The organism is Streptomyces sp. NBC_00223 (genome assembly GCF_036199905.1).
In the GTDB taxonomy this organism is placed as follows: Bacteria; Actinomycetota; Actinomycetes; order Streptomycetales; family Streptomycetaceae; genus Actinacidiphila.
On sequence record NZ_CP108109.1, the window covers coordinates 947,600 to 960,682 of the forward strand.

Below are 13,083 nucleotides of genomic sequence, written 5' to 3' on the forward strand. Positions count from 1 at the left end.
GAGGTCTGGCCGTCCCGTCTTCCGCTCCTCCGTATGCTTTCACACGGGGACCATCAACTTGCTTGCGTATGAGTCCAGTTGACTGAATCGCGCCTCCGGTCCGCAGTCGGCCCGTAGCCCGCCGTGACAGGGTTCGCCGACCGCGCGGGGGGCCGGACCGCGTGAACCGGCACCTCGTGCAAGCGGGTGTTCGAGGTGCCGCCACCGCCGCCACATGCGCTTCCGTCCACGGGAGACAGGAGTGCCGACCGGCCCCCGTGCCCCGGGCCGCACCCGGTTCACGGGCCTCCGGCACACCGTCGCGGGGCGGGCAATGGGGCGTCCGACGAGAATGTCTCAAATCATTTCCCTTCCCGGGAGAATTCGCGCCGCCCCGGGGCGCCCTTGACTGGCCGCCTCCCGGTCGTGCAGAGTGAGGCGGCGGAAGATGATCGCCGCCTGCCCAGGCGATTCCCGTGCCGCGTCATTCCGCCGCCTTCCGGCTCCCTCGATTTTCCCTTCGTATTCCCCCTCGGACAGCGCCTTGCGGGGACGATTCCGGCGCCCCGGCGGGCGCGGCATCGAATACGGCCCCTCCGTCTGTCCGGCGCCCCGGCCGGGACCGTCCAGTGATTCGTGTGAATACCACTCGCCATTGAGGGTTGGTGCCATGTCAGTCCACGAGCACGAACGTCGACAGCTTTCCGGAGCCCAGGAGGGTCTGTGGTTCGCCGGCCGGCTGGCGGCGCACACGGCCGCCTACAACACCGGCGAGTACGTGGAGATCCACGGCCCGGTCGACACCGCCCTGTTCGAGGCAGCGCTACGCCGGACCGTGGCGGAGGCCGACACCTTCGCGCTGCGCTTCTTCGACACCCCGGACGGTCCGCGCTGCGTGCCTGCCGATGACCCGGACGACTGGCCGCTGCACCGCGTCGATGTCAGCGCCGAGCCCGATCCGCGGGGCGCCGCGGAGGACTGGATCCGCCAGGACCTGGCGATGGCGACCGATCTCGTCTCGGGGCCGCTGTTCTCGCACGCGCTGATCTCACTGGGCCAGGACCGGTTCATCTGGTTCCTGAGGGCCCATCACATCCTGCTGGACGGCTACAGCTACAAGCTGGTGGCCCGCCGGCTCGCCGACACCTACACCGCTCTCGCCGCCGGGCGCGACCCCGGGCCGGCCGGATTCGAGCCGGTCGCGCGGCTCCGGGCCGAGGATGCCGCCTATCTCGGCTCCGAGCGCCACGACCGGGACCGCGCGTTCTGGGCGGACCGGCTCACCGGGGCCCCCGAGCCGGTCCGTCTCACCGACCGTACGGCCCCGCCCGAGGCGCCGTTCCTGCGCCGCACCCACGACCTCACGCCCGACGAGACGGCGGCGATCGGCGCGGCGGCCGCCCGTCTGGGGGTCTCCCGCACCGACCTGCTGGTGGGGGCCGTCGCCGCGTATCTGCACCGGATGACCGGCGCCGACGACCTGGTCCTGGGCCTCGCCACGATGAGCCGTCTCGGCTCGGCCGTGCTGCGCACCCCGGGCACGGCCTCCGACATCCTGCCGCTGCGCGTCACTCTCTCCCCCACCGCGCCGGTGGCCGAGCTGATCCGGTCGGTGGCCGGTGAACTCCGGTCGCTGGGCCGACACCAGCAGTACCGGGGCGAGTTCGTGCGCCGCGACCTGGGTCTGCTGGGCGCGGGGCGGCGGCCGCACGGACCGGTGGTCAACATCGTGCCGTTCTCCGAGGACCTGACCTTCGCGGGACATCCCTCGACCACCCACCACCTGTCCGGGGGCGCGGTCGACGACCTTCAGATCAGCGTGCGCCCGGGAGCCGAGGCCGGCGCGCTGTGGCTGGCGTTCGACGCCAATCCGGCCGCCTACGAGCAGGACGAACTGGACACCCATCTGCGGCGGTTCCTCCTCCTGCTGGGACAACTCACCGCCGGTGACGAGCACGCGCTTCTCGCCGACGTCTCGCTGCTGCTGCCGGGCGAGGCGCCGCGGACGCGGCCCCGGCGCGCCCGTACCGTCACCGGCACCCTCACTCGGCGCTTCGAGGAACAGGCGGCCCGCGTCCCGGGGGCCACCGCGGTGACCTACCGGGGAGAACACCTCACCTACGCCGAACTCAACGCGGACGCGAACCGGTTGGCGCGGCTGCTCGTCGCGCGCGGTGCGGGACCCGGCAAGGTGGTGGCGCTGGCGCTGCCCCGCGGAACACGGCTCGTCGTGTCGCTGCTCGCCGTGCTGAAGACCGGCGCCGCCTATCTGCCGCTGGACACCGGCCACCCGGCGGAGCGGCTGCGGCTGGTCGCCGAGGACGTACCCCCGGCCGTGCTCGTCACCGACGCCGGGACCGCGGGCGCGCTTCCCGCGATACCGGCGCCGACCGTGGTCCTGGGCGGCCAGGTGACCACGGAGGAACTCGCCGCGCACCCGGACGGCGACCTCACCGACGCGGACCGCACCGGGCCCACCGGCCCGGACGACATCGCCTACATCATCCACACCTCCGGTTCCACCGGCCGTCCCAAGGGCGTACCCGTCCCGCACTCCAACGTCCTGCGGCTGTTCGAGGCGTCCGCCGAGCACTTCGACTTCGGCGCGGACGACGTGTGGACGCTCTTCCACTCCTACGCCTTCGACTTCTCCGTGTGGGAACTGTGGGGCCCGCTGCTGCACGGCGGGCGGCTCGTCGTGGTGCCGTACCTCGTCAGCCGCTCGCCGCGCGAGTTCCTGCGGCTGCTGCGCGACGAGCGGGTCACCGTGCTCAATCAGACGCCGTCCGCCTTCGAGCAGCTGATGCGGGCCGATCTGGAGGGCGAGCGCGCCGGAACGGCTCTGCGCTACGTCGTGTTCGGCGGCGAGGCGCTGCGGGCCGAGCGGCTGCGGCCGTGGGCGGACCGGTACGGCCTGACCGCGCCGGCCCTGATCAACATGTACGGCATCACCGAGACGACCGTCCATGTCACCCTCCAGCGCCTGACCCGCGCCCACCTCGACGACCCGCTTCGGCCCAGCGTGATCGGCGCTCCGCTGGACGACCTGTGCGTCCACCTGCTCGACAGGGCGCTGCGGCCGGTTCCGCCGGGGGTCACCGGCGAGATGTACGTGTCGGGCCCGGGGGTGGTTCCCGGCTACCTCGGGCGGCCCGAGCTGACCGCCGAGCGGTTCCTGGAGGACCCGTTCGGGGCGCCGGGCACGCGGATGTACCGCACCGGAGACCTCGCCCGGCGTACCGCCGACGGGGTCCTGCACTACCGGGGACGCGGCGACGAGCAGGTGAAGATCCGCGGGTTCCGGGTCGAACCCGGCGAGATCCAGGCCGTACTCGCCGAGCACGCCCGGGTCGCCGCGGCGGCGGTCGTCGTACGCCGGACCGCGGACGGCGAACCGCGGCTCCTCGCCTACGCCGTTCCCGTCGGGGGAGATCCCGCCGGGGGAGATCCCGCCGGGGCAGACCGTTCGCTCCCCGCCGAGTTGCGCGCCCATGTCGCCGAGCGGCTGCCGGGCCACATGGTCCCGGCCGCGTGCGTGCTGCTCGACGCGCTGCCGCTGACCGCGAACGGCAAGCTCGATGTGCGGGCCCTGCCCGAGCCGGACTTCGCCGGCGCCGCCACCGGGCCGGGCCCCACGACGCCGGAACAGGCCCTGGTCTGCCGGCTGTTCGCCGAGGTGCTGCGACTGCCCGAGGGATCCGTGGGCGTAGCCGCCGACTTCTTCGACCTGGGCGGACACTCCCTGCTGGCGGTGCGGCTGCTGGCCCGGCTGCGCGCCGAGACCGGCCGGGACATTGCGATGACCGTGCTCTTCGACACGCCCACGCCGGCCGCCCTGGCGGTACGGCTGACGGAGGAGTCCGCCGCGGCCCTGCGGCTGCCCGCTCTGGAGGCGGCGGCGCGTCCCGCGCGGGTGCCGCTGTCCTTCGCCCAGGAGCGGATGTGGTTCCTCAACCGGCTGGGCGGCGCCGCGGCGACGTACAACATCCCCCTGGCCGTCCCGCTGGAGCCCGAGGTCGACGAGGTGGCGCTGCGGGCGGCGCTCGCCGATGTCGTGGACCGGCACGAGAGCCTGCGCACGGTGTTCGCGGACGATGGCGACGGTCCGCACCAGCGGGTCCTGCCGCCCGGGGCGCTGCGCCCGGAGCTGCGGATCGTGGACTGCCCGGCCGAGGAGGTGGACGCGCAGGTCGCCGCGGCGGGCCGGCACCGCTTCGACCTGACGCGGGAGAGCGCGCTGTGGGCCGCGGTGGTCGGCGCCGGGGAACGCCGCACGCTGCTGCTCGTCCTGCACCACAGCGCGGCCGACGGCTGGTCGCTGCGGCCCCTGGCGGAGGATCTGAGCGCCGCCTACGAGGCCCGTGGGGAGGGCCGGGCGCCGCACGGGAAGCCGTTGCCGGTGCAGTACGCCGACTACGCCCTGTGGCAGCGCGGCGTGCTGGCCCCCGCGCCGGCCGGGCCCGGCCGGCTGGAGCAGCTCACCGGCTTCTGGCGCGAGGCCCTGGCGGGGCTGCCCGCGGAGAGCACCCTGCCCGCCGACCGGGCACGGCCCGCCGTCGCCGCCGGCGCGGGCGGGAGCGTGTCGGCGACCGTGGACGCGGCGCTGCACGAGCGGCTGGCGCGGCTGGCGGAGGCCGAGGACGCGAGTCTGTTCACCGTCCTGCACGCCACCGTGGCCGCCCTGCTGTCCCGCTGGGGCTCCGGCACCGACCTGGCGATCGGCACGCCGGTGGCCGGACGCTCCGAGGCCGCGCTGGACGACGTCATCGGGCTGATCACCAACACCCTCGTGCTGCGCACGGACGTCTCGGACGACCCGGACTTCCGTGAACTGCTCGCGCGGACCCGCCGGTTCGACCTCGCCGCCCTGGACCACCAGGATCTGCCGTTCGACCTGCTCGTGGATGTCCTCAACCCGCCCCGGCACCCGGCCCGTCATCCGCTGTTCCAGGTCATGCTGGCCCTGCAGAACAACGAGCCGGCGGTGCTCCGGCTCGGCGGCCGGCGCACCCCGCTGCGGCCCACGGCCACCGGCACCGCCAAGTTCGACCTCTTCGTGGACGTCCTGGAACGGCGTGACAAGTGGGGGGCGCCCCAGGGCCTGGACCTCCATGTCGAGTACGCGACCGACCTGTTCGCCCCGGAGACCGCCGCCCGCTTCACCGAGGCGCTGTCCGCCGCCCTCGGCGCCGTGTGCGCGGATCCGGCGCTGCGGGTGAGCGACCTGCCCGCGCGCGGGCCCCGGCCGCGGGCCCTGCCCGGTGACCCGGCCGCCGCGGCTCTGCGGGTGGCCGGCGTGCGCGACGCGATCGCCCTGCCGTCGCGCGACGCCGCCGATCCGGTGTCGCTGTACGTGGTGCCCGGCCGGGCCGCCGTGTCCGACGAGGTGGAGCGGGTCCTCGACACCACCGCTCGCGTCACCGCGGTGTCCGGGCTGCCGCGCACCCCGGGCGGGGCCCTGGACGTCGACGCCCTGCGCGCGCTGCCCGCCGTGGACCGCACCGCCGCCACCCGCTGGGAACGGGAGCTGGCCCGGCTGACCGGCGTCCGCGAGGCGAGGGTCGAAGCGGAGGACGTTCCGGAGGAGCTGGGCCGGATCCACGCCGGACCGCCCCGGCCGGAGAGCCGGCCGCAGACCCTCCCCGACGCCGGGTCCCGGGCCGGCCGCGCCCCGGCCCTCAGCGAGGGTCCTCCCCTGCCCGAGCCGTCCGTCCGGGGCTGGGCGGAAGCCCTCACCCGCGCCGCGGCCAAGCCGCACGGCGAGATCGTGCACGTACGGGCGGACGGCCGCGAGACCCGCCGCAGCTACGCCGCACTCGCCGAGGACGCCTCCCGCGTCCTGGCCGGACTGCGGCGCAGGGGGCTGCGGCCCGGGGACCGGGTCGTCCTCCAGTGCTCGGACACGGAGGACTTCGTGGCCGTGCTGTGGGGATGTGTCCTCGGCGGGTTCGTGGCCGTGCCCCTGACCGTGCCCCTGACCTACGCCGCCCCCTCGGCCGCCCTCAGCAAACTGGAGGGCATCTGGCGGATGTTGGACCGGCCGTGGATCGTCGCCTCGGCGTCGGACGCGCCCGGGCTGCGCGAACTGGCCGACCGGGACGGCTGGCCGGAGCCGCGGCTGACGACCGCCGACGCGCTGCGCGAGGCGCCCGAGGACCGCGACTGGCACGCGGCGGAACCGGACGACCTGATCCTGTTGCTGATGACGTCGGGCAGCACCGGCCTGCCGAAGGCCGTGCGGATCACCCACCGGGGCGTACTGACCCGGGCGGCGGCCACCGAGGCCATGAACGGCCTGGGCGAGCACGACGTCACCCTCAACTGGATCCCGCTGGACCATGTGACCGGCGTGGTGATGTTCCATCTGCGGGACGTGTATCTGGGCTGCCGCCAGATCCACGCGCCGACCTCCTGGATCCTCCAGGACCCGCTGCGCTGGGCCGACCTGGCCGACCGGCACCGGGTCAGCGTCACCTGGGCGCCCAACTTCGCCTTCGGGCTCCTCGCCGAGCAGGCGCACCGTTTCGAGGGACGCGCCTGGGACCTGTCGCCGATGCGGCTGGTGATGAACGCCGGCGAGGTCGTCGTCGCCTCCGCGGCGCGCGGCTTCCTGCGCGCGCTGCGCCCGTTCGGGCTGCCGCAGGACGTGATGCACCCCGGCTGGGGCATGTCCGAGACCTGCTCGGTGGTCACCGACGGCGTGCTGTCCGCCGAACCGCCGGACCGCGACGAGTCCTTCGTCAGCTGCGGGCTGCCGTATCCCGGCTTCGCCATGCGGATCGTCGACGACCGCGACACCGTCCTGGCCGAGGGCGACGCGGGTCTGCTCCAGGTGCGCGGGACCTCGGTGACCCAGGGGTACCACGACAACGCGAAGGCCAACGCGGAGTCGTTCACCGGGGACGGCTGGTTCGACACCGGCGACCTCGCCTTCCTGCGGGACGGTGAGCTGTACATCACCGGCCGGGCCAAGGACCTCATCATCGTCAACGGTGTCAACCACTACAGTCACGAGATCGAGTCCTGCGTCGAGGAACTCCCCTGTGTGGTGCGGAGTTTCACGGCCGCCTGCCCGGTCCGCTCCGACCCGTCCGCGACCACCGACGAACTCGCCCTCTTCTTCCAGCTCGCGCCGGGCCACGACCCGGCCGACGCCCTGCGCGAGATCGGCGGCAAGGTGACCCGGGAGATCGGGGTGAGCCCCGCCTTCCTGATCCCGGTCGACGCCGGGGACATCCCGAAGACCGAGATCGGGAAGATCCAGCGCACCAAGCTCCGCAAGTCCTTCGAGGCGGGCGACTTCGACGAGGCCGTCCGCGAGACACAGTTGCTGCTCGGCAGCGCGGCCACGCTGCCGGACTGGTTCCTGCGGCCGGTGTGGCTGCGGGCCGACGCCCTGCGTCCGCCGATGGAAGCGGCCGGGCGGCACGTTCTCGTACTGGCCAGCCGCGACCTCGGGCCGGCCGCCCGGGTGGCCGGGCGGCTGCGGGCCGGGGGCGGGCTGTGCACGGTGGTCGCGCCGGGGCGGGCCTACGAACGGATCGACGCCGCCGCCTACCGCGTACGACCCGCGGAGGCCGACGACTTCGCCGCCGTGCTGGAGCTGCTCGGTGCCGACGGGCGCGAGCTCGACGCGGTGATCGTCCTCGGCGCACCCGAGGACGGCGATCCCGCCGAGTCGCTGCTGGCCTTCGTCCACGCGCTGGCCGGCCGGCACGATCACAAGCGCCCGCTGCCGCTGCTGTTCGTCACGGCCGGCGCGCACGCCGTGACGCCCCGGGACCTGCCGCGCTGCGACCACGCCACCTCGGTGGGTCTGCTCACGTCCCTGCGCGAGGAGTTGCCCTGGCTGCGGGGCGTCCACGTCGACCTGGCGCCGGACTGGGACCCGGACACGCTGCTCGCCGAGCTGACGGACGCGCCGGTGGAGGCCGAGGTCGCCCACCGTGACGGGCTGCGCCACGTGCGCCGGCTGGCCCCCCTGCCCGACCCGCCGACACGCGCCCGGCCGCCCGCCGCCGGCTTCCACCTGATCAGCGGCGGTCTGGGCGGGGTCGGTGTGGAGATCGCCGAGCATCTGCTCAAGACCCCCGGCACGAGGCTGCTGCTGCTCGGCCGCGGTGAGCCCGGCGACGAATTGCGGCGGCTCGCCCGGCTCGGGGACGTGCGCCACGCGCGGGCCGACGTCACCGACGCCGTCCAGGTGCGGGCCGCCGTGCGGGAGGCGGCCGGGGCGTGGGGCGTGCCCCTGACCTCGGTGCTGCATCTGGCCGGTGCCTTCGACGAGCGGCCGGCCCGCGAGCTGGACACGGAGAGCTGGCGGACCGCGCTGGACGCGAAGGTGCGGGGTGCCTGGGCGCTGCACGAGGTCGCGGCCGAGCACCCGGTCGGCTCTTTCATCATGTTCTCCTCCGTCAACGGCTACTTCGGCGGCGCGATGAACTCCGCGTACTCGGCCGCCAACGCCTTCCTGGACGCCCTGGCCGTGCACCGCCGTCACCTGGGCCTGCCCGGGCAGAGTCTCGCGTGGAGCATGTGGCGCGAGCGCGGCATGAGCCGCGGCTACGGCCTCACCTCGCTGACCGAGGCCCGCGGCTACCGGGTCCTCGACCCGGCGGCGGCGCTGCGCTCCTTCGACTTCGCGCGGACCCTGGACGAGCCGCACATCCTGGTCGGCACCGACCGAACGGCGCCGTGGGTCCGCAGCCATCTGGCGGGCCCCGTACGGCAGGTGCGGCGGCTCGCCGCGCGGGTCACCCTCGACGAGGGCACCGACCTCGGCTCGCTGTACCGCGCGGCGGCCCGGGGCGCGGCGGGCGAGTCCTGGGTGCTGCGGTCGGCCGGCACGGCCGCCGTACACTCCGAGGCCCCCGAGTCCGCCGCGGACGCACGCCGTCTGGAGACCCGGCTCGCCGCCGTCTGGTGCGCGGTGCTGGGCCGGGACCGGGTCGGCCATGACGACAACTTCTTCGATCTGGGCGGCAATTCGCTGCTCCTGGTCGGCGCTCAGACGGCGATCAACAAGGAACTGGGCTGCGAACTCGACGTGGTGGACCTGTTCACCCATCCGACGGTGCGGGCGCTCGCCCGGCACCTGGCCGGCCGCGCGGTCGGCCCCGCCGCCGATGCCGGGGCGGTTCCCGCGCCGGACCGGCCCTCCGGCCTGGACCGGGCGAGGCAGCAGGCACAGCGACAGCGGGCGGCCCGTGGCGCCCGGCGCTCCGTACGGGACAGGAAGGACCGGACCGATGGCTGAGCCCACCACCCCGCCGGAAGAGGAGATGCCCGCCGTCGCCGTGATCGGCATGGCGGCGCGCTTCCCGGGCGCGGACGACGTCGACGCCTTCTGGGAGAACCTCACCGCGGGCCGCGACGCGATACGGCCCATCACCGACGAGGAGTTCCTCGCGGCGGGCGGCGACCCGGAGGACCTCGACGACCCGACCCTGATCCGGATGGCGTCCGTGGTCGGCGGAATCGACCGCTTCGACGCGGACTTCTTCGGGATGAGTCCGGCGGAGGCGGCCGTCGTCGACCCGCAGCAGCGGCTGCTGCTGGAGACGGCGTACCGCGCGCTGGAGGACGCGGGGCAGGTGCGCGAGGCGTCGGAGATCACCACGGGCGTGTACGCGGGCGCCGGCGACAGCCGCTACTACCCGGCGCACCTGTATCCCCACTACGCCGGTCAGCCGGGGTCGATGGCTCTGGTGCACGCGGCCACCGCCAACTCACTGGGCACGCTGGCCACCCGGATCTCCTACGAACTCGGGCTCACCGGGCCGAGTCTGTCGCTCCAGACGGCGTGCTCCACGGCGCTGGTCGCGCTGCACACCGCGTGCCAGGACCTGCTGGACTTCCGGTGCGACCTGGCGCTCGTCGGGGCGGTGTCCCTCAACCCCTCGGCGCTCCTGGGGTACCGGCACGTGCCGGACGGTCCGTTCTCGCCCGACGGGCGCTGCCGGGCCTTCGCGGCGGACGCGGCCGGCACCTCCTCGGGCGACGGGGTCGGGGTGGTCGTACTGAAGCGGCTGGGGGACGCGCTCGCCGACGGGGACCGGATCCGGGCCGTGGTGCGGGGCTCGGCGATCAACAACGACGGGCGCCGCAAGGTCGGGTTCACCGCTCCCAGCGCGTCCGGCCAGGCCGAGGTGATCCTCGCCGCCCAGGCCCAGGGCGACATCGACGCGGACACCATCGGGCTGGTCGAGGCACACGGCACCGCCACCCGGATCGGCGACCCGATCGAGGTCGCGGCGCTGACCGAGGCGTTCCGGGCGAGCACGGACCGGCGCGGGTTCTGCGCGCTGGGCTCGGTCAAGACCAACATCGGGCATCTCGGCGCGGCGGCCGGAATCGCCGGGTTCGTGAAGGCCGTACTCGCCCTGGAGCACCGGCGCATACCGCCCAGCCTGCACTTCGACGCGCCGAATCCGCTGATCGACTTCGCGTCCAGCCCGTTCCGGGTGCCGACCGAGCTGGAGGAGTGGCCGGACGGCGGCCGTCCGCGCCGGGCGGCGATCAGCGCCTTCGGGGTCGGCGGCACCAACGCCCACGTCATCATCGAGGAGGCACCGCCCGCCCCGAAGCCGCCCCGGCCCACCGCGGCCCCCCGGCGGCATGTCCTGCCGCTGTCCGCGCGTACCGCGGGCGCCCTGCGCGGCCAGGCCGACGCCCTGGCCAATCACCTGGAACGCCACCCCGCACTGCGGCTCGACGACGTCGCGCACTCCCTGCGCACCGAGCGCCCGGCGCTGCGCCACCGGCTCACCGTCAGCGCCACCACGGCCGCCGAGGCGGTCGCCGCGCTCCGCGCTCCGCAGCCACCGGTGGGTCCCGTGCCCGACGATCCGCCACGGGTGGCTTTCCTGCTGCCGGGCGGCGGCACCCAGTACGTCGGCATGGGCGCCGGGCTGTACCGGGAGAACGACGTCTACCGCGACGTGGTGGACCACTGCGCGCACGTCCTGCGGCCGGTCGTCGGCGGCGATCTGCGCACCGCCCTGTTCGAGCGGGTCGAGCCGGGCAGCACGACCGCCTTCCTCGCCCTGGTCGTCACCGAGTACGCGCTGGCCAGGACGCTGATGGAGCAGGGGGTGCGCCCCGACGCGCTGATCGGGCATTCCCTGGGCGAGTACACGGCGGCCTGCCTGGCCGGCGTGATGGATCTCGACGAGATGCTGCCGGTGGTCGCCGAGCGGATCCGGCTCATCTCCTCCCGCGGCGGGGCGACCGTCGGCGTGGCCGCCTCCGCGGACGCCGTCGCCCCGCTGCTCGGCCCGCAGCTGTCGCTCGCCGCCGTGAACGGCCCCGCGGCCTGCACGGTCGCCGGGCAGACAGAGGCGGTGGCCCGGTTCGAGGCCGAACTCACCCGCCGGGACGTGCCGTTCCGCCGGCTGCGCATGCCCGCCGCCGCCCACTCCCACGTCCTCGACCCGATCCTGGACACCTTCGCCGGGCAGTTGCGTACCCTGCGGCTGCGACCGCCCCGGATCCCGTACGTCACCAATGTCACCGGCACCTGGATCACCGACGCGCAGGCGACGGACGTACGGCACTGGGTCGACCACACGCGGCGGACCGTACGGTTCGCCGACGGGGTCGGCGCGTTGTGGGCGGACGCTCGACCGGTGCTCGTGGAGATCGGGCCCGGTGACAGCATGACCAAACTGGCCCGCGCCCGCCTGACGGGCGAGGAGCCGGTGACCGTGGCGACCATGCGGCACGCCAAGGCGAGCGGGCCGGACGGCTTCGTCCTCGCCGGTGCGCTGGGACGGCTGTGGGCCGCCGGGGTCGAGGGGGCGCTGCCCGACGGCACGGACCCCGCCGCGCCCGCGCGCCGGGTGCGGCTGCCCGGTTACGCCTTCGACCGGCGGCGGCACTGGATCGACGCCCCGGGCGCGCGCGCCGTCTCCGGGGCGGCGGAGCGGGAGCGGGCCGTCGCTCCCGGGGGCGGACGGATGTCCCGTCCGCTGCTGACGACCGAGCACGTGGCGCCGCGCACGGACCGGGAGCAGGCGGTGACCGAGCTGTGGCAGGAGCAGTTGGGCATCGAGGGCATCGGCGTCCACGACAACTTCTTCGACCTCGGCGGCGACTCGATGCGGGCCGTGCTCCTCGTGGGCCGGCTGCGCGCGACGGGCGTGCTCGACGTACCGGCCGCGACGCTGCTGGCCGAACCGACGGTGGCCGGGCTGCTGGCCTCGGCCGAAGACCGCCGGGGCCCGTCCTCCGACACGCTGCGCCCGCTGCTGCCGCTGCGCCGGGAGGGCGCGGGGACGCCGCTGTTCTGCCTCCATCCCGGAGCGGGCGTCTCCTGGCGGTACACCGGTCTGCTGCCGCATCTCGGCCCGGACCAGCCGGTCTTCGGCATCCAGGCGTACGGCCTCGACGGCACCCGTCCGCCCGCACCGGACGCCGCGTCCATGGTGGCGTCGTACGTGGACCTCATCCGCGAGGCACAGCCCGTGGGCCCCTACCGGCTGCTGGGCTGGTCCTACGGCGGGTTCGTCGCGCACGCCATGGCCTGCGCGCTCCAGGAGCGCGGTGAGCGGGTCGAGTTGCTGGCTCTGCTGGACGCCCCGCAGACGCACGGTACGCTCCACGACCCGGAACAGGCCGAACGGCAGGTGGCCGCGCTGCTGACGCGGGTGGCGGGCCTGCCGGCCGCCGCGGACGGCGCGGTCCCGGACGTCGAGGGCGTGCTGGCGCGGATCGGCGAGGACCCGGCGGACGGCGCCGCCGCGGCTCCGGTGACGCGCGCCGAGGCCGCGGCGATCGCCGAAGTGATGCGCAACAACCTGCGGATCGCACCACAGTTCAGCCCCGGTGTGTTCCGCGGCGACGTGCTGTTCTTCAGCGCGACCGAGGACGCGGGCGCCGACGGCGCCGACCTCTCCCTCGCGCCGGGCAAGGCGGACTCCTGGCGGCCGTACGTCGACGGATCGCTGACCGATCACGCCGTGCCCTGCGGCCACTACGAAATGACCGAACCCGGGCCGATGGCCGAGATCGGCGCGGTGGTGGCCAAGGCCCTGCGCGCCGTCTCCGGCTGAACCCGGCCCGCTCCCCGGCTCATCGGGCCCTCCTCCACCGAACGCTCAGGAG

The 13,083-nt window shown here is 74.7% G+C and carries 2 protein-coding genes; both read left to right on the forward strand.

Going from position 1 to position 13,083, the window contains the following annotated elements:
- Positions 1 to 649: 649 nt before the first annotated feature.
- A complete protein-coding gene (locus OHA30_RS03940; RefSeq protein ID WP_328912386.1) occupies positions 650 to 9,235 on the forward strand; it encodes a non-ribosomal peptide synthetase in 8,586 nt (2,861 codons plus the stop codon).
- Entirely contained in the window at positions 9,228 to 13,031 is a 3,804-nt protein-coding gene (locus OHA30_RS03945; RefSeq protein ID WP_328912387.1) for a type I polyketide synthase, read from the forward strand. Before OHA30_RS03940 ends, OHA30_RS03945 begins: the two co-directional genes overlap by 8 nt.
- Positions 13,032 to 13,083 lie beyond the last annotated feature (52 nt).